Origin of the sequence: Myxococcus dinghuensis, assembly GCF_024198235.1 — a bacterium.
In the GTDB taxonomy this organism is placed as follows: domain Bacteria; phylum Myxococcota; class Myxococcia; order Myxococcales; family Myxococcaceae; genus Myxococcus; species Myxococcus dinghuensis.
This window is the reverse complement of record NZ_JAKCFB010000009.1, coordinates 12,165-38,250: the sequence shown is the minus strand read 5'-3', so window position 1 is coordinate 38,250 and position 26,086 is coordinate 12,165. Positions and strand designations below refer to the sequence as shown.

At 72.2% G+C, this 26,086-nt stretch carries 26 protein-coding genes and 1 pseudogene; 15 read left to right on the top strand and 12 right to left on the bottom strand.

Annotated features, from left to right (window positions below; translation table 11 throughout):
• Window positions 1-5 precede the first annotated feature (5 nt).
• Window positions 6-1,010 (bottom strand): serine/threonine-protein kinase, encoded by a 1,005-nt coding sequence (locus LZ198_RS14820; protein ID WP_253972783.1) that lies wholly within the window; start codon window positions 1,008-1,010, stop codon window positions 6-8.
• Between the two features lie 188 nt (window positions 1,011-1,198).
• Here LZ198_RS14820 and LZ198_RS14815 point away from each other — a divergent pair, with 188 nt between their 5' ends.
• The 3 genes from LZ198_RS14815 (at window position 1,199) to LZ198_RS14805 (ending at window position 4,276) form a co-directional block, all read left to right on the top strand.
• Window positions 1,199-1,405: a hypothetical protein gene (locus LZ198_RS14815; RefSeq protein ID WP_253972610.1), complete on the top strand. Its 207-nt coding sequence runs from the start codon at window positions 1,199-1,201 to the stop codon at window positions 1,403-1,405.
• Window positions 1,406-1,487: 82 nt separating this feature from the next.
• Entirely contained in the window at window positions 1,488-2,636 is a 1,149-nt protein-coding gene (locus tag LZ198_RS14810; protein ID WP_253972609.1) for a phospholipase D-like domain-containing protein, read from the top strand.
• A 122-nt stretch (window positions 2,637-2,758) separates the two neighbouring features.
• Entirely contained in the window at window positions 2,759-4,276 is a 1,518-nt protein-coding gene (locus LZ198_RS14805) for a Ppx/GppA phosphatase family protein (RefSeq protein WP_253972608.1), read from the top strand.
• Window positions 4,277-4,387: 111 nt separating this feature from the next.
• Here the strand turns inward: LZ198_RS14805 and LZ198_RS42895 are convergent.
• Together LZ198_RS42895 and LZ198_RS14795 are read right to left on the bottom strand one after the other, a co-directional pair.
• Window positions 4,388-4,693, bottom strand: a pseudogene (locus LZ198_RS42895) (NADP-dependent oxidoreductase); the annotation flags it as partial.
• Window positions 4,694-4,849: 156 nt separating this feature from the next.
• On the bottom strand, window positions 4,850-5,455 hold the full coding sequence (locus tag LZ198_RS14795) for a TetR/AcrR family transcriptional regulator (protein ID WP_253972607.1): 606 nt from the start codon (window positions 5,453-5,455) through the stop codon (window positions 4,850-4,852).
• A 231-nt stretch (window positions 5,456-5,686) separates the two neighbouring features.
• Between LZ198_RS14795 and LZ198_RS14790 the strand changes: the two genes are divergently transcribed.
• Window positions 5,687-6,907 carry a zinc-dependent alcohol dehydrogenase gene (locus LZ198_RS14790; protein ID WP_253972606.1) on the top strand — a complete coding sequence of 407 codons (1,221 nt, stop codon included), beginning with the start codon at window positions 5,687-5,689 and terminating at the stop codon, window positions 6,905-6,907.
• Between the two features lie 4 nt (window positions 6,908-6,911).
• On the opposite strand, the gene LZ198_RS14785 is transcribed toward LZ198_RS14790, so the two are convergent.
• Window positions 6,912-7,949: an S-adenosylmethionine:tRNA ribosyltransferase-isomerase gene (locus tag LZ198_RS14785; protein ID WP_253972605.1), complete on the bottom strand. Its 1,038-nt coding sequence runs from the start codon at window positions 7,947-7,949 to the stop codon at window positions 6,912-6,914.
• The gene (locus LZ198_RS14780; RefSeq protein ID WP_253972604.1) at window positions 7,946-8,677 is read right to left on the bottom strand and encodes an SDR family NAD(P)-dependent oxidoreductase; all 732 of its coding nucleotides are present in this window, start codon (window positions 8,675-8,677) and stop codon (window positions 7,946-7,948) included. The genes LZ198_RS14785 and LZ198_RS14780 overlap by 4 nt, the downstream gene beginning before the upstream one ends.
• An 84-nt stretch (window positions 8,678-8,761) precedes the next feature.
• On the opposite strand from LZ198_RS14780, the gene LZ198_RS14775 reads away from it, so the two are divergent.
• Window positions 8,762-9,319: a helix-turn-helix domain-containing protein gene (locus LZ198_RS14775; RefSeq protein ID WP_253972603.1), complete on the top strand. Its 558-nt coding sequence runs from the start codon at window positions 8,762-8,764 to the stop codon at window positions 9,317-9,319.
• A 4-nt stretch (window positions 9,320-9,323) separates the two neighbouring features.
• Here LZ198_RS14775 and LZ198_RS14770 read toward each other — a convergent pair whose 3' ends face one another.
• On the bottom strand, window positions 9,324-9,926 hold the full coding sequence (locus LZ198_RS14770) for a 2OG-Fe(II) oxygenase (RefSeq protein ID WP_253972602.1): 603 nt from the start codon (window positions 9,924-9,926) through the stop codon (window positions 9,324-9,326).
• Window positions 9,927-10,015: 89 nt separating this feature from the next.
• On the opposite strand from LZ198_RS14770, the gene LZ198_RS14765 reads away from it, so the two are divergent.
• Window positions 10,016-10,633: a DUF4230 domain-containing protein gene (locus tag LZ198_RS14765; protein WP_253972601.1), complete on the top strand. Its 618-nt coding sequence runs from the start codon at window positions 10,016-10,018 to the stop codon at window positions 10,631-10,633.
• Between the two features lie 79 nt (window positions 10,634-10,712).
• Here LZ198_RS14765 and LZ198_RS14760 read toward each other — a convergent pair whose 3' ends face one another.
• Window positions 10,713-12,023 (bottom strand): tetratricopeptide repeat protein, encoded by a 1,311-nt coding sequence (locus LZ198_RS14760; protein ID WP_256559583.1) that lies wholly within the window; start codon window positions 12,021-12,023, stop codon window positions 10,713-10,715.
• A gap of 63 nt (window positions 12,024-12,086) precedes the next feature.
• A complete protein-coding gene (locus LZ198_RS14755) occupies window positions 12,087-14,150 on the bottom strand; it encodes a response regulator (RefSeq protein ID WP_253972599.1) in 2,064 nt (687 codons plus the stop codon).
• A 130-nt stretch (window positions 14,151-14,280) separates the two neighbouring features.
• Between LZ198_RS14755 and LZ198_RS14750 the strand changes: the two genes are divergently transcribed.
• On the top strand, window positions 14,281-15,057 hold the full coding sequence (locus tag LZ198_RS14750) for a DUF2270 domain-containing protein (RefSeq protein ID WP_253972598.1): 777 nt from the start codon (window positions 14,281-14,283) through the stop codon (window positions 15,055-15,057).
• A gap of 139 nt (window positions 15,058-15,196) precedes the next feature.
• Window positions 15,197-16,201 carry an isocitrate dehydrogenase (NAD(+)) gene (locus tag LZ198_RS14745; RefSeq protein WP_253972597.1) on the top strand — a complete coding sequence of 335 codons (1,005 nt, stop codon included), beginning with the start codon at window positions 15,197-15,199 and terminating at the stop codon, window positions 16,199-16,201.
• A 97-nt stretch (window positions 16,202-16,298) separates the two neighbouring features.
• Here LZ198_RS14745 and LZ198_RS14740 read toward each other — a convergent pair whose 3' ends face one another.
• Genes LZ198_RS14740 through LZ198_RS14730 form a run of 3 tightly spaced genes read right to left on the bottom strand, consistent with a single transcriptional unit; the run spans window position 16,299 to window position 18,434 of the window.
• The gene (locus LZ198_RS14740; protein WP_253972596.1) at window positions 16,299-16,682 is read right to left on the bottom strand and encodes a translation initiation factor; all 384 of its coding nucleotides are present in this window, start codon (window positions 16,680-16,682) and stop codon (window positions 16,299-16,301) included.
• Between the two features lie 19 nt (window positions 16,683-16,701).
• Window positions 16,702-18,111 (bottom strand): vitamin K epoxide reductase/DsbA family protein, encoded by a 1,410-nt coding sequence (locus tag LZ198_RS14735; protein ID WP_253972595.1) that lies wholly within the window; start codon window positions 18,109-18,111, stop codon window positions 16,702-16,704.
• Window positions 18,108-18,434 carry a cupin domain-containing protein gene (locus LZ198_RS14730; RefSeq protein ID WP_253972594.1) on the bottom strand — a complete coding sequence of 109 codons (327 nt, stop codon included), beginning with the start codon at window positions 18,432-18,434 and terminating at the stop codon, window positions 18,108-18,110. Before LZ198_RS14730 ends, LZ198_RS14735 begins: the two co-directional genes overlap by 4 nt.
• 38 nt (window positions 18,435-18,472) lie before the next feature.
• On the opposite strand from LZ198_RS14730, the gene ygfZ reads away from it, so the two are divergent.
• The 6 genes from ygfZ (at window position 18,473) to LZ198_RS14700 (ending at window position 24,343) form a co-directional block, all read left to right on the top strand.
• Window positions 18,473-19,543 (top strand): CAF17-like 4Fe-4S cluster assembly/insertion protein YgfZ, encoded by a 1,071-nt coding sequence (gene ygfZ / locus LZ198_RS14725; RefSeq protein WP_253972593.1) that lies wholly within the window; start codon window positions 18,473-18,475, stop codon window positions 19,541-19,543.
• 197 nt (window positions 19,544-19,740) lie between these two features.
• The gene (locus LZ198_RS14720; protein WP_253972592.1) at window positions 19,741-21,231 is read left to right on the top strand and encodes a fused MFS/spermidine synthase; all 1,491 of its coding nucleotides are present in this window, start codon (window positions 19,741-19,743) and stop codon (window positions 21,229-21,231) included.
• The gene (locus tag LZ198_RS14715; protein ID WP_253972591.1) at window positions 21,231-21,680 is read left to right on the top strand and encodes a hypothetical protein; all 450 of its coding nucleotides are present in this window, start codon (window positions 21,231-21,233) and stop codon (window positions 21,678-21,680) included. Before LZ198_RS14720 ends, LZ198_RS14715 begins: the two co-directional genes overlap by 1 nt.
• On the top strand, window positions 21,677-22,159 hold the full coding sequence (locus tag LZ198_RS14710) for a hypothetical protein (RefSeq protein ID WP_253972590.1): 483 nt from the start codon (window positions 21,677-21,679) through the stop codon (window positions 22,157-22,159). The genes LZ198_RS14715 and LZ198_RS14710 overlap by 4 nt, the downstream gene beginning before the upstream one ends.
• A gap of 284 nt (window positions 22,160-22,443) precedes the next feature.
• Complete coding sequence (locus LZ198_RS14705) at window positions 22,444-23,109, top strand: hypothetical protein (protein ID WP_253972589.1); 666 nt, start codon at window positions 22,444-22,446, stop codon at window positions 23,107-23,109.
• A 313-nt stretch (window positions 23,110-23,422) separates the two neighbouring features.
• A complete protein-coding gene (locus LZ198_RS14700; RefSeq protein ID WP_253972588.1) occupies window positions 23,423-24,343 on the top strand; it encodes an SDR family oxidoreductase in 921 nt (306 codons plus the stop codon).
• Window positions 24,344-24,363: 20 nt separating this feature from the next.
• Here LZ198_RS14700 and chrA read toward each other — a convergent pair whose 3' ends face one another.
• Window positions 24,364-25,563, bottom strand: coding sequence for a chromate efflux transporter (gene chrA / locus LZ198_RS14695; RefSeq protein WP_253972587.1), 1,200 nt, complete (start codon window positions 25,561-25,563; stop codon window positions 24,364-24,366).
• A gap of 80 nt (window positions 25,564-25,643) precedes the next feature.
• Here chrA and LZ198_RS14690 point away from each other — a divergent pair, with 80 nt between their 5' ends.
• Window positions 25,644-26,066, top strand: coding sequence for an OsmC family protein (locus tag LZ198_RS14690; protein WP_253972586.1), 423 nt, complete (start codon window positions 25,644-25,646; stop codon window positions 26,064-26,066).
• The last annotated feature ends 20 nt before the right edge of the window (window positions 26,067-26,086 follow it).

Genomic DNA, 26,086 nt, shown 5'->3' with positions numbered 1-26,086 from the left:
CGCCGTCAGCGGGTGAACTCCTGCAGCAGGGGCAACCACTGCGCCTGGGTGAAGTAGAGGCCCGTCCCCGCCGCTGACGCCAGCAGCAGCAGGGTGAGCGCCCAGCCCAGCTTCCCACCGGAGCGGGGGCGCGGGGTGTCGAACAGCACGGCGTCCAGGTCCTGCGGGCGCAGGAGCTGCTGGGCCTCCGTCTCCGTGAGCTTCTGCCGGTGGCGCAGGAAGGCGACGAGCAGGCCCGGATGGGAGACGGGCACCTCCTGTGCGAGGAACACGTCCAGCTCGCGGCGCATGGCGGCGGCGTCCGGGAAGCGGTCCTCCGGCTTCACCTCCATGGCGCGCTGGATGATGCGCACCAGGGGGGCGGGCACGTTGGGGGCCACCTTGGCGAGGGGCGTGTACTTGCCGTCGCGAATCTTCGCGAAGACCTCGCCCGCCGTCTTGCCGTGGAACGGACGCGCGCCGGAGAGGGCCTCGTAGAGCAGCACGCCCAGGGAGAAGATGTCCGTGCGCCCGTCGAGCGGCGCGCCCGTCACCTGCTCCGGGGACATATACGAGGGCGTGCCCACCGCCATGCCCTGCTGGGTGAGCGCCTCCAGCCCCGCGTCCTTGGCGATGCCGAAGTCCATCAGCTTCACGTCACCGGACTTGGTGAGCATGACGTTGGCGGGCTTGAGGTCGCGGTGGATGATGTGGCGGAAGTGCGCGTGGTCCAGCGCGCTGGCGATGCGCGCGGCGATGACGCCCGTGACGTCCGGCGGCAGCGGGCCTTCCTTGATGAGCGTGTGCAGGGTGGGCCCGTCCACCAGCTCCATCACCATGAACAGGCTGTCGTTCTTTTCCACCACGTCGTACAGCGTGACGATGTTCTGGTGCCGGAAGGCGGCCAGCGCGAGCGACTCGCGGCGGAAGCGCGACAGCGTCTCCCGATCCCGCTTCCCCTCCGGGAGCAGCTCCTTGATGGCCACCTCGCGCTGAATCATCTCGTGGAGGCCGCGATACACCACGGCCATGCCACCTCGGCCCAGCTCTCCGAGCACTCGATACGCACCAATCTTGCGATGACGGACGGTCTTCTCTGCGGCGGGCACGGGGCGAAGGGTACAGAAGCGGACGCACACCGTCGATGGCTGGTGTGGCCATCCACCGGATGAGAGGGTCGTCGAAACACGCTCCCAAGGAGCCCTCCCCCCGCTCGCACATGACGCTCCGTCTCCTCGTCCCCCTCCTCTCGGTCTGCCTGCTCGGCGGCTGCATCGTCCACCACCACGACCGACACGACTCGCGTCCGTCCAAGTCGAAGAAGTCCAAGAACAGCAGCAGGGATTGTGACCCCAGCGAGTACTTCGTCGACGGCGCATGCCGGCACAAGGGCAAGGGGAAGGGCGCGCGCAAGCACGACGGGTGAAGCCCTCCCTGCGGCCAGGGAGGCGCGGTGACACCCCGAGCCCGTGCCGTCTCCGACCGGAGGGTTGTAGGGTGGGCGGCTCATGCGCACCGAAGCCGCCCTCGTCCCACAGCCCCTGGCGGGTGCTCCCACGCCCTCGCTCCCCGTCGCGTCGTCGGGGGACGTGGAGTCGTGCCTCCTGCTGGATGGGGGGACGGAGGCCTACCCGCGGATGCTGGAGGCCATCGCGCGGGCGCGGCACCACGTCCACCTGGAGGTCTACACCTTCGAGCGCGAGGGCGTGGGCGCGCGCTTCCTGGACGCGCTGGTGGCCGCGGCGCGGCGGGGCGTGCGGGTGAAGGTGACGGTGGACGGCTGGGGCAGCATCACCACGAGCCGCTACCTGACGCAGGCGCTGCGCGAGGCGGGCGCGAAGGTGCGCGTGTACAACCCGCTCACCTCGCTGTTCATGGGGCGCTCCTGGCGCAACCACCGGAAGATCCTCCTGGTGGACGACGAGGTGGCGTTCCTCGGGGGCATCAACATCGGCGACGAGTACGCGGCGCACGGTGACGACCCGGGCTGGGCGGACCTGGCGCTGGAGCTGCGGGGCGACATCTGCCGGCAGCTGGGCGCGAAGCTGACGGCGGGCGCGGCGGCGCTGAAGGCGGGCCCCGTGAGCGTCTTCCTGTCCGGCTTCGGCGGAGGCCACCGGCTGCGCCGCCAGTACCTGGCGGCCATCGACGGGGCGAAGCACGCGGTGCTGCTGGCGCACGCGTACTTCCTGCCGGACGCCGGCTTCGTGCGGGCGCTGACGCGGGCGGCGCGGCGGGGCGTGAAGGTGTCGCTGCTCCTGGCCGGGCGCAGCGACGTGGTCTTCGCGCGCGCGGCGACGATGCGGCTGTACGGCAACTTCCTGCGCGCGGGCGTGCACATCCACGAGTGGACGGAGTCCACGCTGCACGCCAAGGCGGCGGTGGTGGACGGGCGGCACCTGCTGGTGGGCAGCTTCAACCTCGACCCGCTCTCGCTGGTGAACCTGGAGACGCTGGTGGAGGTGCGCGAGCCGGGCGTGGCGGCGCAGGCGGCGCTGTGGCTGGACCGGCACGTGGCGCTGTCACGGCCCGTGTTGCTGGACCAGTGCGCGCGCTCGCCCGTGCAGCGGTGGCTCCTGGACGTGGTGGGGCTGGCGGTGGCGCGCTTCGCGGAGCGCTTCGCCAGCTTCATGGGCCGGCGCCGCAAGCGGCGCTGACGCCTGGCGGGCCGTCACCTTCCTGTCACCCGGGCACGAGCAGGAGCCCCTGCCCGGTCGCCGTCCCCCTCCAGGCGTGCTGCGCGAGCCGGCGACGCGCTCTAGACTCCCAGCACCCATCCATGCCCAGTCACCCCCTCCAGCCCGTACTCGCAGCCATCGACGTGGGGACCAACGCGGTACGTCTGGAGCTCGCCCGGCCGGACGCCGACGGCGCGCTCGAGACGCTGCACCAGGAACGGGACCCCATCCGCCCCGGCGAGGGCGTCTTCGCCACCGGCTCCATGCCCGAGGCCACGGCCGAGCGCCTGCTGTCCACGCTGCGCCGCTACGCCGCCCTCTGCCGCCGCCACAAGGCCCAGGTGCGCGCGGTGGCCACCAGCGCCCTGCGCGAGGCGCGCAACAGCCCGGACATCGTCCGCCGCGTGCAGAAGGAGGCCGGGCTCAACCTGGAGGTCGTCAGCGGCAAGGAGGAGGCCCGCCTCATCTGCCTGGGGGTGCTGCACAGGAAGCCGCCCGGCGCGCGCTCGCTGCTCATCGACATCGGCGGGGGCAGCACGGAGGTGGCCACCGCCGTGGGCGAGCGGCCCGACAACCTGTGGAGCCTGGGGCTGGGCTCGGTGCGCCTCACGGAGGTCTTCGAGGCCTCGCGCGTCGTGTCCGGCAAGCAGCTGCGCATCATGCGCAGCTTCGTGCAGGAGGTGCTGAGCAAGACGCTGCCGGAGAAGCTGCCCAACCTGCCCCGGGTGGCGCTCGGGTCGTCCGGCACCATCAACGCCGTGGTGTCGTTCGCGGCCAGCGAGAGCAGCGGCAACGCCACCGTGCGGCAGTTGACCCAGACGGTGGAGACGCTGGCGTCCATGCCGCCGGACCGGCGCCGCAAGCGCTTCGACCCCCGGCGCGCGGACATCATCGTCTCCGGAGCCGTCATCCTGGAGGGCGTGGCGAAGTACCTGGGGATCGAGTCCGTCAGCGTGGTCAACCGCGGCCTGCGCGACGGCATCCTCGTGGACCTGCTCTACCGGCAGGACGCGCACCACCAGGACGACCACAGCCTCGCCGACGCGGCCGTCGCCATGGGCCAGCGCTTCTACTTCGACGAGAAGCACGCGCGGCAGGTGGCCCGGCTGTCGTTGACCCTGTTCGACGACCTGGCGTCGCTGCACCAGCTCCCCCTGTCCGTCCGCCAGTACCTGGAGGTGGCCGCGCTGCTCCACGACATCGGCCACGCGGTCAACTACGAGCGCCACCACAAGCACACCTACTACCTGGTGCGGCACGCGGACCTCCCGGGCCTGGCGGACCGGGAGCGGGAGCTGGTGGCGCGCATCGCCCGCTACCACCGGCGCAGCCCTCCGGAGCTGAAGCACTCCGGCATGACGGGGTTGACGCCCACCGAGGCCCGCACCGTGCGCAAGCTGGCCACCCTGCTGCGCGTGGCCAACGCGCTCGACCACAGCCACCACCAGCCCATCAAGGACTTCAAGGCCACGCGCTCGCGCGACGGCGGCATCGCCCTGCACCTGCACGCGCGCCAGCCCGTGGACCTGGAGCTGTGGAACGCCGAGCGCGAGCTGGTGAACTTCCGCCGCGTCTTCGGCAAGAAGCTCACCCTGCACGTGCACCACGCGGGGCGCTGAGGCCCACCCGCTCCGAGCGCGGCGCCGTACGAGCTTGCCGAAGTTGCGGCCCTCGAGCATGCCCCCCAGCGCCAGCGACGGCCGGGGCATCTCCCCGAGCGGGACCAGCTCCTGCCCGTCCGACACCACGTCGTCCCGCCAGCCCGCGCCGCCGAGCACCAGGTCGCCCTCGCGGAAGCGCGGGTGCCGGGAGACGACGACGCGATTCACCGTGCCCCCCACCATGGGCGCCCCCAGCGCCACCGAGGGCGAATACGCCCGGGGGACCTCGTCCATCACGTTGCGCATGTACGGGTCCACCGAGAGGTACAGCGTGCGCAGCAGCACCTGGCCCTCTCCCGGCGTGGGGATGGCGACCTCCTCGAGTCGGAAGTCCTGGAGCGTGGGTGCGCCACGCGGACGCGCGGCGAGGACGATTCGTTGGTTGACGGCATCGATGCGGGACCTGGGCTGCTCGTGGGGTGTGGCGTGAGGGAACGGCGCCCGACTCCGCGCGGACGCGTGGCGTGGCGCTTCGCGGGCGCGAGGGGTGCGGCGTCGGGCTGGCGACAGGCGAGGCTCACGCCTCGCGCCTCAGGTCGAGGGCGTGAGGCCCAGCCACAGGCGCGTGGCGGTCATCGCCGTGTCGAGCGGCGCGCGACTCCGGGAGATGCGGGCCCTCAGGCCCGCGCCCAGCCAGCTCTGGTAGAGCGAGGCGGCGACCGCGCGAGCATCCGGCAAGGCCGGCACGGAGCCATCCCCCCTCCCCTCCTCGAGGCAGCGCGCCAGCCGGTCGATGGTGCCCTGGGTGCCCCGCTCCAACGCCGCGCGCATGCGCTCGGCGAGGTCGCACACCTCCGCGCCGAGCTTGACGACGAGACACCGGCCGCTCGCCGCGTCGTCCACCTGCGACTCGAGCCCCCCCTGGAAGTACTCGGGCAGCCGCTGCGCGGCCGTGCCGGGCCTCGCCAGCAGGTCGTCCATGCGCGACAGGTAGTCGGTGAAGGAGGCCTCCAGTACCGCCTCGCCGAAGGCCTCCTTGGAGTCGAAGTAGTAATAGGACGAGCCCTTCGGCATCCGCGCCACCGCCAGGATTTCGGACAAGCCGACCGCGGTGAAGCCCTTGCTCGACACCAGCGGATGGGCCGCTTCCAGGATGTGCCGGCGGACGTCAGCCCCCGTGGCGGCGGTAGCGCCCATGGCCCAGGAGCCAACGGCGAGTCGACCGGTCGTCTATTCGAATTCGACCGGTCGTCTAGAGGCTGTTCCCGAGCGAGCCCCGGCGTCCTGGCTGCCCAGCGGCAGGGGAGGCGCCGCGCTTTGCCCACCCCCTGGGAGATGCCCACGCTCCGGGCGAGGGGGCTTGTCGTCCGCGGCGGGCCCCTCGCCCTTGCAACTCGAGCGGCCCCGGAGGCGGGGCGGGAGCGCGCGATGAAGGCGGTCGTATTCCATGGGATTGGGGACATCCGGCTCGAGGAGGTCGCGGAGCCGCGCATCGAGCAGCCGACGGACGCCATCGTCAAGCTGTCGGCCAGCGCCATCTGCGGCACGGACCTGCACATGATTCGCGGGACGATGCCGGGGATGAAGCCGGGCACCATCCTCGGGCACGAGGGCGTGGGCTACATCGAGGCGTTGGGCGACGACGTGCGCAACTTCAACGTCGGGGACCGCGTCGTCGTGCCCTCCAGCATCGCCTGTGGCAACTGCGTCTACTGCCGCGCCGGTTACCATGCGCAGTGCGACGTGGCGAACCCCAACGGCCCGCGCGCGGGCACGGCCTTCTTCGGCGGACCGGAGGCCACCGGCCCCTTCCACGGCATGCAGGCGGAGAAGGTGCGCGTTCCCTTCGCGAACGCGGGGCTGGTGCGGATTCCGGACGGCGTCTCCGACGAGCAGGCCATCCTCGTCTCCGACATCTTCCCCACGGGCTACTTCGGCGCGGAGCTGGCGGAGATAAAACCCGGGGACACGGTGGCGGTGTTCGGCTGCGGCCCCGTGGGGCTGTTCGCCATCGTCGGCGCGAAGCTCCTCGGAGCCGGCCGCATCTTCGCCATCGACTGCCACGAGGACCGGCTGGAGCTGGCGCGCTCCCAGGGCGCGGAGGTCGTCGACTTCGACGAGGAGGACCCCGTCGAGACGCTGCTGCGCCTGACGAACGGCATCGGCGTGGACCGCGCCATCGACGCGGTGGGCGTGGACTCCATGCATGCGCACTCGGGCCCGGCGGCGAAGCAGGCGGCGAAGGACAAGGCGGAGTTCAAGCGCGAGGTGAAGGAGGTCGCCCCCAAGACGAATCCCCAGGGGGACAACTGGGTGCCGGGGGACGCGCCCGCCCAGGCGGTGACGTGGGCGGTGGAGGCGCTGGCCAAGGCGGGCACGCTGTCCATCATCGGCGTCTACCCGCAGCAGGTGCGCACGTTCCCCATCGGCCTGGCGATGAACAAGAACCTCACCCTGAAGATGGGCAACTGCAACCACCGCAAGTACATCCCCAGGCTGCTGGAGCTGGTGCGCACCGGCGAGGTGGACCCCACGGCCATCCTGTCGCACGTGGAGCCCATGGGCAGCGCCATCGACGCCTACCGCCAGTTCGACCTGCGCAAGCCGGGCTGGGTGAAGGTGGAGCTGGAGCCGGCGCAGCTCCAGTGACCCCTCACGGGTCCGAGTCCGAGTCCAGGACGAGGCACGAGTCCCCGAACTCGTGCCCCAGGTAGCCGCGCGCCTCCGCGTGCGCGGCCGCCTCCTTCAGCAGCGACGCCGGCGCGAAGGCCTGGAGCAGCGCGAAGTGGCTGCTGCCGGGCTCGTGCATGCCCGTCAGCAGGCCGTGGACGACGCGGGGGACGAAGCCCGGCCCCAGGAGCAGGTCCGTCACCGCCTCCCCCGCCACCAACCGGCCCCCGCTCATCTCCGCGCGGCCCTCCAGCGCGCGCACCACCGTGGTGCCCACGGCCACCACCCGGCCGCCCACCGCGCGCGTGGCGTTCACCCGCTCCACCGTGGCGGCCGGGATGTCCGAACGCTCCGGCCGGGGCAGCGCCGCGTCGAGGTCCGCATCCCCCGTCGAGGACAGCCCCGCGGCGTGCGTGAGCGAGGCCAACCGCACGCCCTGGCGCCGCAGGGTGAGCAGCAGGTTCCAGGTGAGGGGGAGCCCCGCGGAGGGAGGCTCCACCGCCCAGGGCCTCGCGCCATAGCCCGTCTGCACGTGCCACAGCGACAACGGCGCCCCCAGGTGCGCGTACTGCACCGGCCGGCCGCCCTGGTAGAGCGAGGACCAGAGCGCGGCGCCCGACTCGGAGAACGCGACGCGCACGAGGCGCGGCGACGGCGCCAGCACCTCCACCACCCGCGCCCTCAGCCCCGCAACCATGAGCCCCGCACCCACCGGCAGCGCGGGCGGCGGCGGCCGGTCCTCCGTGCGCTTGCGCCAATCCCCCACGCCGAAGAGGACCGCCGTCCAGGTGTCGTCCGCCTCCCGCGAGACGAGCCGCAGCTCGACGCGCTCCCCCGTCTCCGTGCGCCCGGGCAGCGAGGCGGGCAGCGTGGCCGCGTCGTTGAGGACGAGCAGGTCTCCCGCGCGCAGGAGGGCCGGGAGGTCCGCCACGCGCGAGTCGGTGTAGCGGCGGGCGCGGGGCTCCACGTGCAGCAGGCGTCCCTCCTCCGGGTGGTCCGCGGGCCAGGTCGCCGGCTTCATGCGGCCTCCAGCTTCGCGGCTTCCACGCGCGCGCCGGAGGGCAGCGCGTCCGCGCCACCTTCCAACCACCGGAGGATGCGGGCCGCCACCGCCTCCGGTCGGGCCAGCGCGGCGAAGTCGGCCTCGGGCACCGCGTCCCGGTACATGCGCGTGTCCATCTCCCCCGGGTCCACGGAGAGGAAGCGCACGCCCGTGCCCTCCAGCTCCGCCGCCCACAGGCGCGCCAGGTGGTCCAGCGCGCCCTTCCCCAGGCTGTAGGCCCCCCAGCGCGGATAGGCGGACACCGCCGCGTCCGAGGTGAGGTGCAGCACCAGCCCGCCCTGCCCCCGCACCACCATGTTGCCGACGACGGCCTTGGAGAGCCGGAACGGCCCCACCAGGTTCACCTCCAACGCGCGCTGCAGCTCCTCGCACGCCAGGTCCAGCAGGAGCGGCAACGGCGTGGGCCCCAACGTGCTGGCGTTGTGGACGAGGACGTCCAGCGGCCCCACCAGCGACGTGGCCGCGCCCACCAGCGGGTAGACGTCCTCCTTGTCGCCGACGTCGTAGGCCAACGCGTGGACGGACAGCCCCTCGGCGCGCAGCGGTTCGACGGCGGCCTCCATCTCCCGAGCGTGGCGGGCCACGCCGACCACCCGCGCGCCGGCCCGGGCGAAGTCCGCCATCAGCGCGAGGCCCAGGCCCCGGCTCGCCCCCGTCACCAGGACGGCTCTTCCAACCAAGTCCATGTGTGTCTCCTCCTCGGGACACAAGTACGGAGGGCGCGACGAGGGATTGGCATCGCGGCCATTGCCTTGGCAGATTGCCATTCCATGAACGAAGAGGACCTGGCGGGGAGGCTCGCCCGCAACATCCGCACGCTGCGCGAGACGCGGGGCGCCACCCAGGCGCAGCTCTCGAAGCTGGCCGGCGTCCCCCGCGCGACGTGGGCCAACCTGGAGTCGGGCACGGCGAACCCCACCCTGGCCGTGCTGCACCGGGTCGCCGGGGCGCTCCAGGTGTCGCTCGAGGAGCTGGTGGCCCGGCCCCGCGCCAGCGCGCGCCACTACCCGCGCGACAGCCTGACGACGCGCATGCGGGGCGCGGGGCAGCTGCGCAAGCTGCTGCCGGACCCGCTGCCCGGCATGGAGTTCGACCGCGTGGAGCTGCCGCCCGGGGTGCGCATCACCGGCGTGCCCCACACTCCCGGCACCCGGGAGTACCTGGCGTGCGAGTCCGGGGAGCTGCTCCTGGTCGCCAGCGGCGAGCGCTTCGTCCTCAAGCCCGGCGACGTCGTCGTGTTCCGGGGCGACCAGAAGCACTCGTACGAGAACCTGGGGACGCGCACCGCGGTGGGCTACTCGGTCGTCCTGCTCGCGCCGCCGCTGTAGCGCCTCAGCCCGCGTCGCGCCCGTAGAACCAGGCGGTGAGGGCCAGCCGCGGGTGGAAGGCGGGCAGCACCTCGTGCTCGATGCGCTCGCTGAGGAAGACGACCAGCGTGTCGAGCCCGGGCGCCACATCCACGGGGGCCTCGCCCTCCGGGTGCAGCCGCAGCACGCCGCCGTGCTCCGGCACCCAGCCCGCGTTGGCGTACCAGATGGCCGTGGCGCGGCGGTTGGATTGACCGGGGAAGGCGTCCAGGTGCCGCGCGTAGTGAGCCCCGCCCCCCGGGTAGCAGGCGAGCTGGAGGTCGAAGCGGCCCAGCCCCAGGTACGCGCCCCGGGACAGCGCCTGGCCCAGCGCCTCGAAGCGCTCGCGCAGCGCGCCCAGGGGCGTGCCGGCCTCGGGCTGCACCCAGCCGATGAGGTCTCCGCGCACGCGCGTGTCCTGCGTCCGGTCCGCGCCCCGGCGAATGCCCGCGGGCTGCAGGCTCCCGACCTCCACCCGCGCCAGCGCGTCCGCGCGGGCCGCGAGCGCCCGCGCCTCGCCCAGGAACGACGTGCGGGTGAAGTACCCCCGCGTCCCCAGCGCCTCCACCTCCACGTCCGTCAGCTCCACTCGGCGGCCCTCCAGACGGCGCGGCGCCCACACCCACACGCACCGTGCCTCAAGACGCCCCGTGGAGAGAAGGGGGTACACTGCGTGGCATGGCGCACCTGTCGCGAGTCCTCACCGTCCTGTCGGGCGCCCTGGTGGGCGCCGTGGTCGCGGGCCTGCTCTTGCGCCCCGCGAAGCCCGCCATCCCGGACACCGCGGCCGTGGTGCAGCAGATGCGCGAGGTGGCGCGGCTGGAGACGCTGGAGGTGGCCCTCTACAAGAAGGTGACCTTCACCCCGGAGCCCCAGCCCACCGACGCGCTGTGGAAGGACGTGGTGAACTGGGCCCGCTACACCCTCCAGGACCCGCACGGCCGCGCCATCGTCTTCGCGGACGCGCAGCTCGGCTTCGACCTCCAGCGCTTCGGCCCCCAGAACCTCCACGTCGCCGGAACGAAGGTCCACGTGGTGCTGCCCCCCCTGAGCGTGCAGGTGGTGCTGCGCCCGGGCGAGACGGAGGTCATCGACTCCAACCTGGACAGCGCGCAGACGGCGCAGCTCCTGGAGAAGGCGCGCCTCGCCTTCGAGCACGACGTGAACGCCGACGCGCGCCTGCGCCAGCGCGCCCGCGACTCCGCCGAGCGGGCCCTGCGGGGCCTGCTGCTCACGCTGGGCTACCGCGAGGTCGTGTTCGTGGACGCGCTGCCCGCCACCGCGACGGCGGGCTGACGACACCTCGGCCACGCCACGGCCGCGCTCGCCCTGGGACGGCTCGGCGCCGTCGCCCCGATTCATTCCCCGGTCGGCGTCAGCGCCGGGGCGACTCCGGCTCCCGGACGAGCCCCTGGGACGAGAGGCGGAAGACGCCCGGGATTCCCTCCGCGGTCGGCGCCAGCCGGGCCAGCACGCCGCGGGCCTCCGCGTCCGACGCCAGGACGACGAGCGCCAGCTCCCGGCGCACCAGCGACACGCACCAGTCGCCCTCCCCGACCTCCTCCACCAGCACCCCCCGCTGCGCCGCGGTGAGCAGGCGCGCGCCGTCATGGCCGTCACCGCCCACCACGGCCCACACGCTGGACCGCGTCTCCGCCAACCGGATGTCCCCCTGGTCGACCACGACGGGCCGCACCGGCGCGGGGCTCGCCTCCAGGTTGCGCCACGCCGCCGCGTCCACCGCCTCCAGCGTCAGGCCGGCCGGGCGCAGCGCGGAGTCCGGCAGGTAGCGCACGAACTCCGCGTCCTCCAGGACGTAGAAGACCTCCAGCCCCGCGGGCCCCTCGCGGTGCACGGCCCCCACGGCCCGCTCGCCGAAGTCGGACGGACGCAGCACCGGACGCAGCCGCGACTCCAACGCGGCGTCCTGCCCCTCCAGCCCCGAGGACAGCCCGCCCAGCCGCGCGGCCAGGGCCTCCACGTGGGCCTGGAGCCCCTGCGTCCCGGGCGCCTCGACAAAGGCCGCGTACAGCGAGCCGACGTCCACGCGGCCCACGCCCCCCGTGGCCAGCTTCACCAACAGGTCCTTGCCCTGCCGGCGGAACGTCACGCGCGCGCGGCCCAGCGCGCCCGTCAGCGCGGCGGTGAATTCCGGGCGAGACACCTGCTCGCCCACGGTGGGGAGCGAGGACAGCTCCGCCGCGTCCAGCTCCTCCTTCAGCAGCCGCGCCTCCGCGTCGAAGGGGTCCCTGGCCAGCGCGTCCTCCACGTACCCGCGCACCCGCGCCACTTCACCCCGACGCAGCGCCAGCACGGCCAGCACCTTGAGCACCTCCGGGTCTCCCGGCGAGCGGCTCCGCGCCTCGTGCAGGAGCGCCTCCGCCTCCGCGTGGCGCTCCAGGCCGAGCAGCACGCGCGCGAGCCCCAGCACCACCGGCAGGTCCTGGGGGAACTCGCGCCGCAGCGTCTCCAGCAGCGGCAGCGCCTCGCGGTCCGCGCCCGCGTTGCTCAAGGCGTGCGCCACCGCCAGCCGCAGCGTCGGCCCCTCCGAGTCCCGGGCGCGCGCGCGCAAGAGCTCCAGCTCCGCCTCGCTCAACACCTCACCCGCCTCCACCTTGCGGCGGACCCGCTCCAGCTCCAGGAAGGCACTCACGCGCGCGACTCTAGCCGCAATCCCCTCCGCCATGCCCCACGGCGAGAGGGCCCCGCCGCTCGACGCGGTGCCCGTCCGGGGCCCCGTGGCGCGCGCTCAGTGCTGGCGGCTGTCCGGCTCGTCCGGCGTGGAGGCGGGGGGAGGAGGCAAGGCGCCCTCGCCCGTGCCCCCCTCCGACTGGGCGAGGAAGTCGTCCAGCGCGCCCACGTCGATGGGCTTGCGGAACACCGCGTCCACGAGCGCGAGGTTGGCGCGGTTCTGCCCGCGCACGTCCATGCCGGTGACGATGGCGAGCAGCGCCTGGGGCGACTTCGCGCGCAGCTCGCGCGCCAGCTCCCAGCCGCTCATCTCCGGCATCACCGCGTCCAGGAGCGCCGCGTCGAAGCGCCGCCGCCGCCACATGTCCAGCGCGACGTGGGGGTCGTGGGCCACCTGCACCTCGTAGCCCTCCTCGCCCAGCACCTCGGCCATCATCCGCGCGTTGTCCAGGTCGTCGTCCACCACGAGCACGCGGCGCGTCTGCTGGAAGCGCCGGGGCGCCGCCGGGCGGGTGACGGCCTCCGAGGGCCGGGGCGGCGGCGCCGGCGTCTGGGCGCGCACGCGCGGCAGCTTCACCACGAAGGCCGAGCCGGGCCCGTCCGGGGCGTTCTCCGCCGTCAGCTCTCCTCCCCAACGCTGCACCTGCGCGCGCGCGACGGCCAGGTAGAGCGACAGTTGCGGCGCGCCCGGGTCGCGGCGCAGCGGGTCGAACAGGTGCGTCAGCTCCTCCACCGGGTACGGCGGCCCCTCGTCCTGGATGCGCAACGTCAGCCACGCCGGGTTCTCCGAGCGCGTCGTCACCTTGAGGCGCCCGCCGCCCTCCATCCGGTCTCGCGCGGCGAGCAGCAGGTTCACCACCAGCTCGCGGAAGAAGGCCGCGTCGGCGCGCACCGCGCCGGGGTCACCCAGCTCCAGGTCCACGTACACGGGGTGCTCGCGCTGCTCCAGCTCGCCGCGCGCCAGCTCCAGCGCCTCGCGCACCGTCTGGTCCACCTGCACGTCGGAGGGCCGCTCCTCCGTGCGCTGCACGTTGAACTCCTGCAGCCGCGACACCAGCTCGCCAATCTGTTGCACCGTGCGGTCCAGCGCCTCCAGGTGCTCGGGCTTGTACTCGCGCTGCAAGAGGGTGATGCGCAGGCGCAGCACGTTGAGGAAGTTGTTGAGCGCGTGCGCCGCGCCGCCGGCCAGCTGCCCCAGCGCCTGCTGGCGGGTGCGCTGGAGCAGGCGCCCCTGGAGCCGGCGCAGCTCGCCGTAGGCGCTCTCCAGGGCCTTGGTCTTGTTGGCGGACTCGGTGCGGTCGGTGAAGGTCTGGATGGCGCCCGCCAGCTCGCCCTCCTCCTCCCAGACGGGCGTGGCGCTCATCTCGAGCGTGGCCTTGTCCCCGGTGGGCCGCTCGATGATCATCATCACCCCGCGCACCGGGCCCTTCTCCCGCAGGGCGCGCACGAAGGGCATGTCGCCGACCTTGAAGGGCTCGCCCGTCAGGTGCCGCGCGTTGACCTGCGTGAGCACCGGCGCCAGCGTGTTCGTCGCGCGCCCGCCCACCACCGCGCGCATGGGCACGCCCATCAACCGGCTCACCGGCGGCGTGGCGAAGGACACCGTGCCGTCCAGCTCCGCGAGGAGGATGCCCACGTCCACCTGGTTGAGCACCGACTCCATCACCGCCGCCTCGCGGAAGCGCACCTCCTCCGTCTTCAGGATGCGCGCGTAGGCGGCCTGCGCGGACGCGTCCGCCTCCCACACCAGCTCCGCGATGAGCCCCGCCACCTCCGGCTCGATGAGCCCGTCGTGGTGCCGCGCGTAGACGTGCAGCAGCACCTCCTCCAGCGACTTGAACTCGCGCGTGAGGTCCTCGGGCTCGAAGTTCTGGGTGTAGCGGTCCGCGCCGTGCGAGCGCACCACCTCCGGCCACAGGCGCACCGCGTCCTCGCCCCGGTCCTTGAGCAGCCGGGCCAGCTCCGACACCATCCGGCGCAGGGGCTCGCGCAAGTCCCGTCCCGGAATCTCCACCTCGTAGACTTCCGCGCGCAGACGCTTGGCCCACAGGCGCGTCACGCGCTCCTGCTCGTCCTGGAGCAGCTCGGACAGGGCTTCGATGGCGTTGATGCGGGCGGGCACGGTCGGTGGACAAGGTGCGCACGCCCGGCCGCCATGGCCACCCGGGCGCCCGGCCGCCCGCCCGCCGAGCGTGGACGCCCGGCCGCCCGCGTTGCCGCCGCTTGTGTCCCGGCCCACCTTCCAGGAACGGATGCCTCTCAACGAGCCGAACAAGAGCGACCTGCTGGAGTCGCCATGGCTGTCGCAGCAGGCCATGTCGCAGCTGTTCCGCGGCGAGCTGAGCCGCTCGGACACGTGGCGCACGCGCCTGGACACCACCACCAACTGGGCGCTGACCACCACCGCCGCCGTCATCTCCTTCGGCTTCGCCACCCCCCAGAGCCCCCACGTCACCTTCCTCGTGGGCATCTGGATGGTGGTGTCCTTCCTGCTCGTGGAGGCCCGGCGCTACCGCTACTACGACCTGTGGAACCGGCGCGTGCGCCTGCTGGAGGACGGCTGGTGGGTGCCCATGCTGCGCCGCGAGCCGGTGGACCCGGACGCCCTGCGCGAGCTGGCGGTGGAGATGTCCCGCCCCCAGCTCCAGCTGTCCCTGATGTCCGCCATCTCCACCCGGCTCAACCGGACCTACGGCCCCATCCTGATGGTCCTGTTGGTGACGTGGTTCTTCAAGGTCTACAGCCACCCGCGCCCGCCCCAGGACTTCGCGGAGTTCGCGGACCGCGCCCACGTGGCCTGGGTCCCGGGGCCCCTGGTGATGGGCATCCTGGCGCTCATCACCGTGGCGGCGACCTACCTGTTCGTCTCCTCGTTCTTCATCCGGGCCCCCCTGGGGGAGCTGCGCACCCGGCCCCGGGGACGGCGCGCCGCGCTGTGGGAGTCGTTCTACCGGCCCTACGCCATCCGGCGCCGCCACCGGCCGTCCCGCAAGCCGGCCCCCCGGCCGACCTCGACCTCGGAACACTGAGGGTGGGGGCCCTCCCCGCCTCGGAGGGACAGCGGGCGCCCCAGCCCCGCCCGCGCCTCATGGCCCCCATGCCGCCGGCTGAATGCCGGGTGTTTTCATCCTTTCGGTACCGGGGGTTTTGTGCTGTGAATCCGCACCCATGGCGAACACCCGCACTGTCACGGTCATCAATGGCGACGGCATCGGCCCCGAGGTGATGGCGGCCACCATCCGCGTTCTCGAGGCCCTCAAGGTTCCCCTCGAGTTCGAGCACAAGGACGCGGGCACGGAGGTCGTGGCCAAGTACGGCACCAACCTGCCCCACGAGACGGTGGAGGCGGTGCTGCGCAGCGGCGTGGCGCTCAAGGGCCCCACGGGCACGGTGGTGGGCGGCGGCCTGCCCTCCGCGAACGTCGGCCTGCGCAAGCGGCTGGACCTGTACTCGTCGCTGCGGCCCGTCAAGAGCGTGCCCAACGTGAAGACGCGCTACGAGGGCGTGGACCTCGTGGTGGTGCGCGAGAACACGGAGAGCCTCTACGCCGGCATCGAGCACATCATCGTCCCGGGTGTGGTGGAGTCGCTGAAGATCATCACCGAGAAGGCCTCCACGCGCATCGCGCGCTTCGGCTTCGAGTACGCGCGCAAGCACGGCCGCAAGAAGGTGACCGGCGTCCACAAGGCCAACATCATGAAGCTGTCGGACGGCCTGTTCCTGGACTGCTGCCGCAAGGTGGGCCGTGAGTACCCGGAGATCCACTACGAGGAAGTCATCATCGACAACCTCTGCATGCAGCTGGTGAAGGACCCGAGCCGCTTCGACGTGCTGGTGCTGGAGAACCTGTACGGCGACATCGTGAGCGACCTGTGCGCGGGCCTCGTCGGCGGCCTGGGCGTGGTGCCGGGCGCCAACATCGGCGAGCGCACCGCGGTCTTCGAGGCGGTCCACGGCACGGCGCCGGACATCGCGGGCAAGGGCATCGCGAACCCCACGGCGCTGATGATGTCGGCGGTGATGATGCTGGACTACCTCGACATGCGCGAGGAGGCCCGCCGCATGGAGGGCGCCATCCAGAAGGTGTACGGCGACGGCAAGGTGCGCACGGGCGACCTGGGCGGCGGCGCCACCACCCGCGACTTCACGGACGCCATCATCGCGGCGCTGTAGTCGGACGACGCTGTCAGCAAGGAGCCCGGGTCGCCTCCATGGCGTCCCGGGCTTTTTCGTGTCCGCTGGACGACGGACAGGACACCCTCGGGAGGGTTCAGCCGACGGTGACCTTGCGCACGCCGCGCGACTCCAGCAGCGCGGGCAGCCGCTCGCGCTGGTCGCCCTGGAGCACGAGCGTGTCGTCCTCCACCACGCCGCCGCAGCCCAGGGCGTTCTTCAGCGCCTTGAGCCAGACCTCGCGCTGGGGCGCGGGCAGCTCCAGGTGCTCGACGACGGTGACCTCCTTGCCACCCCGCCCCTTGCGCTCCATGCGCACCACGGCGCGCGCGGGGCCCTTGGGCTCCACGGTCCGCGCGGCGGGCGGAGGCGTGACGGGGCCGGCGGGCAGCGCCTCGCGCTTCGCCGCCAGCGCGGCGAAGGGGTTGTGGAACGGCGCCGGGGGCGCGGCGGGCTCGTCCTTCTTGTCACGCTTGCCCATGAGGGGAGCCCTGCCTCGCTCAGTGGTTGTGCCCGGCGTGGTCGTCCTGCGCCATCGCCTGCGGGGGCGGCAGCACGTCGAAGCCGGGGGCGCCCGGGTTGCCGTCCGCCATCACCAGCGCGTAGAGGAACGGCGCGGACGGCATGGCCTGGCGGCCGTTGACGACGACCAGCGGCGTGCCGGTGAAGTTGTAGCGGAGCGCGTAGGCGGAGTCCTCCTGGAGCTTCGCCGCCGTGGCCGGGCTGGCCATGCACGCCTCCAGCTGCGCGCGCGGCACGGAGCCGGAGGAGGCGATCTCCATCACCCGCTCCGTGTCCAGGACGGCCTGCTGGGCGAAGAGCTTCTCGCGCAGCGTCCAGAAGTCCTGCGCGCCCTCCAGGCAGATCTGCGCGCGGGCCGCCACGCACCGCACGGTGGGCGCGTCCGGGCCGCGCCGCTGCATCGCCGGGTTGCAGGCGCCGTCCAGGGGGAACTGGCGCGCCTCCAGCGACATCTTCCCCTCCGGGATGCGCTTCTTGAGCACCGCCAGCTCCTCCACCAGCGCCTTGCAGTGGGGGCACTTGCTGTCGGTCCACTCGACGATCTTCACCGGCGCGTCCACCGGCCCGTAGCGGTGGCGCGCGGGCGCGGCGGCGGCCCTGGGCGTGTCGCGGCGGTACAGGGCCAGCGCGTTGGACACCTGCTGCTGCTGCTGCATGGGCAGGCCGCGCAGGTATGCCTCCAACGACAGGGGCGCCACGCTCTGCTGCGGCGTCGAGGCGTCGGGCGAAGAGGCCTGCGTCGAGGCCGGGGGCAGCCAGGCGCCGGCCTTCGGCTCCGGCGTCGACAGGGAGCGTCCGGGCAGCAGCACGGCGACGAACACGGCCAGCGTGGTGACGCCCGCCCAGGTCAGCGCGGGGCCCCACTCACCGGAGGCCGGCGCGCGGGGGCCCGGCAGGCCCCGGTACGCCACCACCGCCATGACGGCCACCAGCGCGTATGTGCCCAGGCACGTGGGGCACACGGCGCCGGCGCGCAGGCTGGCCGAGGCGAAGACGAGCACCGACAGCACGCCCGCGAACACGGACAGCCGCAGCGCGTGGGCCACCGGCGTCAGCGGCTTCCCCGAGCGGGCCCGCGCCAGGTACAGCGCGGACAGGGCGACCACGGAAATGCCCCACACCAGCCCCAGGCCCGCCACCGGCAGGCCGAACAGCTCGTGGATGCGGGTGGCGAACGCGGAGTTCCACACCGTCTCGCAGTTCACCGTCTCGGAGATGCCGCACACCGTCTCGCCGCCGCCGCGCAGCACGAGCAGCTCCTTCCACTGGAAGGCGGACAGGGCGCTCTCGACGAGCCCCAGCACCAGCAGGGCCACCACCGCCGTGGGCGTGGCGGGCGGGGCCGCCGGGGCCGCGGCGGGGGCGTTCTTGGAGGACTTCGGACTCATGCATGCTCCGGGGGCGGGGTCATCAGGACGAGCAGTCGGGCGGAGTCGGGGCCGTCGTTGGCGACGCCATGCTCGGCACCCGAAGGAGCGAGGACCGCGGCTCCGGGGCCGTGGACCTCCTCCTCGGCGCCGACGCGGAAGCGGCAGCGCCCCTCCAGCACCACATACACCTTGTCGGACGTGTCGTGGCGGTGGGGCTTCTGGGCCTGCCCGGGCGCCAGGCAGTAGACGTCCAGGAAGAAGCGCTCGGACTGAAAGACGTTGTGCTTCCGGAGCTTCTCCAAGGAGAAGTCCTGGAAGGACGACAGGTGCTTCACATCCATCGTGGCAATCGCTCCTTCGCCTCTATATAGCGACGGACATGGAACCGCTGTCTCTGCATTTTGTTCACGAGGAAGCGGCGGCCCGCTTCATGGCCGTGGGCGGCCGGGAGGCCGTGGCCGCCTATGGCACGGGCGACGACGAATACCGGGCGGCCCGGGAGGCCGTGGCGCTCCATGACGCCTCCTACCGCGAGTCCCTGCGCATCACCGGCGAGGACCGGGCCTCCTTCCTACACGGAATGGTGACCCAGGAGGTGAAGAACCTCCCCGAGGGTCAGGCCACGTACGCCGCCCTGGTGACGGTGAAGGGGGCCATGGTGGCGGATGCCCGCATCCTCAAGCGCGGGGCCGACCTGCTGCTGGACCTGGAGCCGGGCACCGGCGCCAAGGTGCGGGAGTTCCTGGAGAAATACCTCATCTCCGAGGACGCCGAGCTGCACGAGGCGACGGGGGAGCTGGGCCTGTTGAGGCTGCTCGGGCCCCGGACGGCACAGGTGCTGACCGCCGCCCTGGGCGCCCCCTCCGAGCCCCTGGGCCACCACGCCGCCCGGCAGGTGACGCTCGCCGGGCAGCCGGTGTGGTTGGTGGGCAACACGGCGGTGGAGCCCCACGGCGTGGACCTCTGGGTGCCGCGCGCCGCCCTGGAGGCCGTGTGGAAGGCGCTGACGGCGGCGGGCGCCGACGCGGGCCTCCGGCCGCTGGGGTTCGAGACGCTGGAGCTGCTGCGCGTGGAGGCCGGGGTCCCCCGCTATGGGCAGGACATGGTGGACACCACCATCCCCATGGAGGCGAACCTCACCGGCGCCATCTCCTACAACAAGGGGTGCTACATCGGGCAGGAGGTCATCGCCCGGGCCACCTTCCGCGGCCACATGAACCGCAAGCTGACGGGCCTGCTGCTGGGTGACGTCGACGCCGCCCCGGGCACCGAGCTGCGGCGGGGCGAGAAGAAGGTGGGCTGGCTCACCAGCGTGGTGCGCTCTCCCGCGCAGGGCCAGAAGGTCGCGCTGGGGTACGTGCACCGGGACTCGCTGGAGCCGGGCACAGAGCTGACGCTGGCGGGCGGGCCGGCCACGGTGAAGGTGGCGCCCCTGCCCTTCAAGGGCTGAGCGCGTCGAGGGCGGGGCGAGGCCCCCCGCCCTCTCGACGGTGCCCCCTCGCCCACCGAGGAGGGGGCGCGATTGTCAGAGAGGCGTCGGCTCCCTGACATCCCTGTCGTTCGGTCGCTCGCCACGGGAGACGTGCCCGAGCGTTTTCAAGGTGTTGACGGTGGAACGGGCCTTGCTGTGAGGCGAGGCCCGCCCCCATGAGCCCTTCCTCCCTGTTGAGGCTGTCCTTCCTCTGCGGCGCCACGGTGATGGCGTCGGAGATGGCCGCGTCGCGACTGGTGGCGCCCTACTTCGGGAGCAGCACCCCGGTCTGGGCGGCGCTCATCTCCCTCGTGCTGGGCGGGCTCGCCCTGGGCGCGCACCTGGGAGGCCGCGTGGCGGACCAGACGAAGGGCCTGGAGCCCCTGCGCGTGGCGCTGTGCGTCGCGTCGGTGATGCTCGCGGTGCTGCCGTTCCTCGCGCGGGCGCTGCTGTCGGGCGCGACGGCGGCGGTGATGACGGGGCGGGTGCTGGAGGCGATGGCGCGCGTGGCGCTGGTGACGCTGGCGGCGCTGCCGCCGCTGCTGGTGCTGGGCGCGGTGGGGCCCTTCCTCGTCCGCGTGGGGCTGGGGGACGTGACGGGCGCGGGCGCGCATGCGGGGCGGCTGTCGGCGGCGTCCACGTTGGGGAGCATCCTCGGGACGCTGCTCGCCGCCTTCGTCGTGCTGCCGTGGCTGGGCACCGCGCGGGCCATGGCCTGCTTCGCGGGGGTGCTCGGGCTGACGGCGGCGTGGACGCTGTCGTGGCGGTGGCGGCTCGTGGCGGTGGGCGTGCCCGTGGCCGCGCTGGCGCTGGGGGGACAGGCCCTGCCCCGCGACGCCCGCGCGCTGGAGGTGGCGGAGTCTCCGCTGGCCTTCATCCAGGTGTTGGAGGCGCCGGGGGGCACGCGCCGGCTCGTCTTCGACGAGGGCTTCGCGGTGCAGAGCGTGTGGTTGCCGGGCCAGCCCGTGCGCGAGGAGGTGTTCGCGCACTACCTGCTGACGCCGGCCATGGGGCGGCGCGCGCCCCGGCAGCCGCGGGTGCTGCTCCTGGGACTGGGCGCGGGCACCAGCGCGCGGGGCCTGCGCGAGACGTATCCGGGCGCGGAGGTGGTGGGGGTGGAGCTGGACGCGGAGGTGGTGCGGCTGGCCCGCACGCACTTCGGCCTGTCGCCCGAGGTGGAGGTCCACGTGGGGGACGCGCGGATGTTCCTCGCCGGGGACACGCGCCGGTACGACGCCATCATCGTCGACGCGTTCCGCTTCCCCTACGTGCCCTTCCACCTGATGACGCGCGAGTTCGCCCAGGCCGTGGCGGCGCACCTCGTCCCGGGCGGCGTGGCGTGCTTCAACGTGGGCCGCTTCGAGGACGAGCGCGCGGTGGTGGACGCGGTGGGGGGCACGTTGGCGTCGGTGTTCCCGCACGTCTTCTCCGCCGAGGCGCGCAACCGCAGCAACACGCTGTTGTTCGCGGGCGACGCGGGCCTGGGCGAGCGCCTGGCGCGTCGGGCTCCGGCCCTGCCGGACACCCTGCGCCCCCTGGCGGAGCGGGTCGCGGGCGAGCTGCGCGCGGTGGCCCCGGGCGAGCCGCTCACGGACGACCACGCGCCGGTGGAGCTGCTCACCGACACCATCCTCCTGCGGGCGCTGGTGCGCTCGGAGCGGCTGTGATGCGCGGGCCTCCGCGGATGCCGGAGTTCCTCGCGCCGCTGCCGCTGTGCGCCGTGGCGCTGATGGCGGTGAACGACCGCTGGCTCAAGCCCACGTTCCACAACGTGCTCACCGGCAAGCTGTCGGACGTCGCCATCTGCTTCTTCCTGCCGCTCTACGTGTCCGCGCTCCTGACGCTGGTGACGCGCTGGTCGCCGCGCAGGCGCCTGGGCGTGGGCGCGGTCTTCACCGCGGCGCTGTTCACCACGCTCAAGGTGTCCCCCATGGGGGCGCTCTGGTTCTGTCAGTTGCTGCGTCCCGTGGGGGCGCTGCTCGGATTCGAGAGCTTCCGAGCGGTGGTGGACCCCACGGACCTCATCGCGCTGCCCCTGGTCGGAGCGGCGGTGCACTACGGGCTCGCGTCCTACCGGACCAAGGCCCTCCACACCCCCAACGGAGTCCACCCATGAAGCGCTTGTCGAGGAGCCTCGCCACTCTCGCCGTGCTGTCCTCCACCGCGGTGCTGCTCGTCGCCGACTCGTCGCGCGACTGCGAGCACAGCCGGCAGGACATCCTCTTCAGTGTCACGGAGAACACCTGCGGCAAGGTGGGCGGGCTCCTGGCGCACTCCGCCACCGACTCCTGCGACGTGGAGGTGAACGACGCGGACGCCATCGGCGTGCCCCGGTACGGTGAATCGAACTCGGATGACGTGGACCTGCTGGGCGGCAACTGGAACCTGCACGAGTCGAACCGCACCCTCTATCTGGGCGCGGATGGCGGCTCGGTTCCGGCCGACGCGGGCAACGCGACCGAGGTGCAAGTGAACCGGCACTGCGAGGCGCAGAAGGAGCCGAACGGCACGTTGCTGCTGAAGTGCACCGATTTCCGCGGGGACCTGTCTGGCGAGGAGCTGGCCTCGTGCCAGATGCGACTCACGCCTCCGTGAAGCGCCCTGGCGCCACGCGCCCCGGGTAGCGAGTCGAGACCACGGCTTCGGCGCCCCTCCGACAACGGAGAGGCATCCAGTAAACAAGGAGACGCACGCCCCCTGGTGTACCCCTCACGACACGCAAGGTTCTCCGACACGATGGTTGTCCACTACGTGGAACACGGCGAAGCCTCTCTTGGTGATCACGCATAGTCTTGCAGCTCCGCAAATGCACGGCCATCATCGCCAGGATGCCAGCGGGGGAGTCGTGCTCAACATGCTACCAACAGGAGAGCGTGGCAATGGACTCTGTCTATGTCGTCAGTCTCAAGGGAAGCAATGAACTCTTACTACTTGCCGAACCCGGCCTGACTGAAGGCAACAACGTCACGTTCGACAAGAACGGGAGGCAAGCATCCTATTTAGAGCCGAGATTCGCCGCAGATGCACGGGAGATCAATTTCGAATCTGACGAACTGGCCGACCTCCAGCGTGCTGCGTATGCGGCTTATTGGGCGCGCCACGAATCCGACGCCATTCAGGACGGCAAAATCAAGAAGCTCTGGATGCTTGCAAAGCAGCACCCAGTTCGACAAGGAGAAGATAGACAAGGAGGCACATTCTTGCCCATGGACGTCTATACGCTGGGGCAACTTACGCAACTTCTCTGGGATTGGTTGGACCGAGCAGTCGACGAGGACGTCGTTGGAGAGATTGGAGGTTTTGGTCGCGCAGTCTGGCTACGTTCGTTTGTACCTGAGGCAGACACACGAGTTCCGATCCCGTTCGGCATCCATGCGGATACGCGCGCTTTAGGGGTGGTCCGCTTTCTTGCGTTCGTGAGTCGCTGCGGCGGCGCGGACCATGTCCGAGCCAGATGGAATAGCGGAGAGGCAACTCTCATCTCTGAAGATGGCACTCAGGCGTTTTCCACCGTTCCATTCTTCTACTGGTCGCCATCTCACTGAAAGTACTCGCTCGTCGTCCAGGAAAGAGGCAGAGGTATCTGTCACTCAGCACCAATGTATGGTCAGCCGCGACCCCAGTTCACCATGGTGAACCGGTACTTCGTTGACAGAAGAGGCCTCACACTCCGCGACGTCCCGACCTGCAGAGTCGCAGCAAACGAACCAAAGTTGCACCCAATAGGTTTTAGGCGTCCGCGCCGAGTTCCAACGAGGACACGCGCGTCCGGTTCCCGACGTCCCGGAGCATGCCTCGTCCCGAGGTCGGTCACCCGCATGGTAGGAGCCAGGTCCGGCTCCGACGTCGGAGGTTCGCATGCGCGTCTTTGTCACGGGTGCCTCCGGGCACATCGGCTCCGCGGTCGTGCGTGAGCTGCTCTCCGCCCGGCACGAGGTCGTCGGTCTCGCCCGGTCCGACGCCTCGGCCGCCACGCTGAAGTCCGCTGGCGCCGCCGTGCACCGAGGCAGCCTCGACGACCTCGACAGCCTGCGGAAGGCCACCGCCGCGGCGGAGGGTGTCATCCACCTCGCGTTCAAGCACGACGTCGCCTTCACCGGCGACTACGTGGGGGCCGCGGCAGCCGACCTGCGCGCCATCGAGGCGATGTCCGCCGCGCTCGAGGGCTCCGGCAAGCCATTCGTGGGCACCGGAGGCACCCTCATGCTCGCCCAGGCCGTGCGAGGCCGCGCCGGCACCGAGAACGACGTGCTCGCGAGCGGCGCGCGCATCGACGCGGAGAACACCGTGATTGCGCTCGGGAAGCGCGGCGTCCGCTCCTCGGTCATCCGCCTCGCGCCCACCGTCCACAGCGCGCTCGACCATCAAGGCTTCGTGCCCTCACTCATCGCGATGGCACGGAAGAACGGCTTCGCCGCCTACGTCGGAGAGGGCACCAACCGCTGGCCGGCGGTGCACACCCTCGACGCCGCGAGGCTCTATCGTCTGGCGCTGGAGGCGGCCCCCGCGGGCTCACGCCTCCACGGAACCGCCGAGGTCGGCGTCCCCTTCCGCGACATCGCCGAGGCCATCGGTCGTGGACTCGGACTCCCCTCGAGGAGCGTCTCCGCCGAGGACGCGAGCAACCACCTCGGCTTCCTCGCCACCTTCGCCCAGCTCGACAACCCCACGTCCAGCGAGCTCACACGAGGCCTCCTGAACTGGCGACCGACACATCCCGGACTGCTCGCAGACCTCGCCGAGCGCCACTACTTCGAGTCCGCCGCACAGGCGCCATAGGAGACGCCACGGCAGCAGCCTCACGCGGCCCAGCGCCCCTCCAGGAGCCACCCCACCGCCGCGCCCCCCAGCACCAGCCAGGCGGAGTTGACGCGGTAGCGGATGAGCAGGACGGCCGACAGGGCCGCGAGTCCCACCGTCCACACGTCCACCAGCGCCGCGCGGCCCAACTGCCACGTCACCACGGCCATCAGCGCCAGGGACGCCACGTTGACGCCATCCAGGAACGCACCGGCCGCCCACGAGCGACGCAGGCGCGGGACGAGCGGCCCGCTCACGGCGACGAAGAAGAAGGCGGGCAGGAAGATGCCCACCGTCGCGACCACCGCGCCCGTGGGACCACCGAGCACGTAGCCGATGAACGTCGCCGTGGTGAACACCGGCCCCGGCGTCACCTGCCCCACCGCCACCGCGTCCAGCAACTGGGCTTCGGTCAGCCAGCCGAAGCGCTCCACGAGGTCCGCGCGCAGGAAGGCCAGCAGCACATAGCCGCTGCCGTAGAGCACGGAGCCCACCTTCAGGAAGAAGACGAACAGCCCCTGCTGGGAGAAGGGCACCACCGCGCCGGCCCCCATGCCGACCATCATCGGCCAGGGAGACACGACCGAGCGCCCGCTCGCGTCCACGCCGGTCCGCGCCCGTCCCGCCGCGCGCCACGCGAGGACGGCGAGCCCGGAGGCGAGGAGCAGCCACAGCTCGTTCACGCCGAGGAAGGCGGCGGCGACCACGGCGAGCCCCACGACGGCGGCCGGCCGCGTGCGCACCACCGTGCGCGTCAGCCCCCAGAGCGCCTGGAGGACGACGGCGATGATGACGGCCTTCACCCCATGGAGCAGCGCGCTCACGTCCGGCAGCGCACCGAAGCGCGCGTAGCCCCAGGCGATGCCGAGGACGATGAGGAAGGCGGGCAGGATGAAGCACGTGCCCGCGACGAGGAGCCCCGGCCACCCCGCGCGCCGGTGACCGATGTGGATGGCCAGCTCCGTGGAGTTGGGCCCGGGGATGAGGTTGGCCGCGCCGAGCAGGTCCACGAACTCCTCGTGCGTGAGCCAGCGCCGGCGGCGCACCACCTCGTCCTCCATCAGCGCGACGTGCGCGGCCGGTCCTCCGAAGGCGGTGGTGCCCAGGCGCAGGAACAGGAGCGCCAGCTCCCCGAGCGCCTGGCCCCTCGGTGACGGTGGTGCAACGGGCTCGGAAGTCCCGGACTCCTGGAGTGACATCGCGCGGGGAGACTACCTCGGAAGAGGGAGGCGGGTGCTTGGACCTTGCCATGCGGGAGGCGCCCTGGATTCATGGCTGCATGACCACGCATGACTCCACGTTGCTGGCGGCCGCCGTCGTCGAGAGCCAGGACGGCTACACGCAGTCGATTCGCACCGGCAAGCACCACTTCATGGCGGACGAGCCGGCGGCGCTCGGTGGCGCGGACCAGGGCCCCGCGCCCTACCAACTGCTCATGGGCTCGCTGGGCGCGTGCACGGCCATCACCCTGAAGATGTACGCGGCGCGCAAGCAGTGGGACCTGAGCCCCTTCACCGTGAAGCTCAAGCTGTTCCGGGAGGGGGACGTCGAGCGCGTGGAGCGGACGTTGTCGGTGGGGCCCGCCGTGACGGAGGAGCAGAAGGCGCGCCTGCTCGAAATCGCGGCGAAGACGCCGGTGACGCTCACCCTCTCCCGGGCGCTGCGCATCGAGACGACGTTCGCCCCACCTCCCACGCCCTGAGTCCACGGAGGTCGGTGGCG

Coding starts and splice junctions, on each gene's coding strand:
- LZ198_RS14740 (WP_253972596.1), bottom strand. CDS start 16,682: ATGGGCAAGCGTGACAAGAAGGACGAGCCCGCCGCGCCCCCGGCGCCG.
- chrA (WP_253972587.1), bottom strand. CDS start 25,563: ATGTCACTCCAGGAGTCCGGGACTTCCGAGCCCGTTGCACCACCGTCA.
- LZ198_RS14815 (WP_253972610.1), top strand. CDS start 1,199: ATGACGCTCCGTCTCCTCGTCCCCCTCCTCTCGGTCTGCCTGCTCGGC.
- LZ198_RS14820 (WP_253972783.1), bottom strand. CDS start 1,010: ATGGCCGTGGTGTATCGCGGCCTCCACGAGATGATTCAGCGCGAGGTG.
- LZ198_RS14745 (WP_253972597.1), top strand. CDS start 15,197: ATGGCGAACACCCGCACTGTCACGGTCATCAATGGCGACGGCATCGGC.
- LZ198_RS14765 (WP_253972601.1), top strand. CDS start 10,016: ATGGCGCACCTGTCGCGAGTCCTCACCGTCCTGTCGGGCGCCCTGGTG.
- LZ198_RS14790 (WP_253972606.1), top strand. CDS start 5,687: ATGAAGGCGGTCGTATTCCATGGGATTGGGGACATCCGGCTCGAGGAG.
- LZ198_RS14795 (WP_253972607.1), bottom strand. CDS start 5,455: ATGGGCGCTACCGCCGCCACGGGGGCTGACGTCCGCCGGCACATCCTG.
- ygfZ (WP_253972593.1), top strand. CDS start 18,473: ATGGAACCGCTGTCTCTGCATTTTGTTCACGAGGAAGCGGCGGCCCGC.
- LZ198_RS14805 (WP_253972608.1), top strand. CDS start 2,759: ATGCCCAGTCACCCCCTCCAGCCCGTACTCGCAGCCATCGACGTGGGG.
- LZ198_RS14720 (WP_253972592.1), top strand. CDS start 19,741: ATGAGCCCTTCCTCCCTGTTGAGGCTGTCCTTCCTCTGCGGCGCCACG.
- LZ198_RS14710 (WP_253972590.1), top strand. CDS start 21,677: ATGAAGCGCTTGTCGAGGAGCCTCGCCACTCTCGCCGTGCTGTCCTCC.
- LZ198_RS14810 (WP_253972609.1), top strand. CDS start 1,488: ATGCGCACCGAAGCCGCCCTCGTCCCACAGCCCCTGGCGGGTGCTCCC.
- LZ198_RS14705 (WP_253972589.1), top strand. CDS start 22,444: ATGGACTCTGTCTATGTCGTCAGTCTCAAGGGAAGCAATGAACTCTTA.
- LZ198_RS14715 (WP_253972591.1), top strand. CDS start 21,231: ATGCGCGGGCCTCCGCGGATGCCGGAGTTCCTCGCGCCGCTGCCGCTG.
- LZ198_RS14750 (WP_253972598.1), top strand. CDS start 14,281: ATGCCTCTCAACGAGCCGAACAAGAGCGACCTGCTGGAGTCGCCATGG.
- LZ198_RS14690 (WP_253972586.1), top strand. CDS start 25,644: ATGACCACGCATGACTCCACGTTGCTGGCGGCCGCCGTCGTCGAGAGC.
- LZ198_RS14780 (WP_253972604.1), bottom strand. CDS start 8,677: ATGGACTTGGTTGGAAGAGCCGTCCTGGTGACGGGGGCGAGCCGGGGC.
- LZ198_RS14785 (WP_253972605.1), bottom strand. CDS start 7,949: ATGAAGCCGGCGACCTGGCCCGCGGACCACCCGGAGGAGGGACGCCTG.
- LZ198_RS14760 (WP_256559583.1), bottom strand. CDS start 12,023: ATGGCGGAGGGGATTGCGGCTAGAGTCGCGCGCGTGAGTGCCTTCCTG.
- LZ198_RS14735 (WP_253972595.1), bottom strand. CDS start 18,111: ATGAGTCCGAAGTCCTCCAAGAACGCCCCCGCCGCGGCCCCGGCGGCC.
- LZ198_RS14730 (WP_253972594.1), bottom strand. CDS start 18,434: ATGGATGTGAAGCACCTGTCGTCCTTCCAGGACTTCTCCTTGGAGAAG.
- LZ198_RS14775 (WP_253972603.1), top strand. CDS start 8,762: ATGAACGAAGAGGACCTGGCGGGGAGGCTCGCCCGCAACATCCGCACG.
- LZ198_RS14700 (WP_253972588.1), top strand. CDS start 23,423: ATGCGCGTCTTTGTCACGGGTGCCTCCGGGCACATCGGCTCCGCGGTC.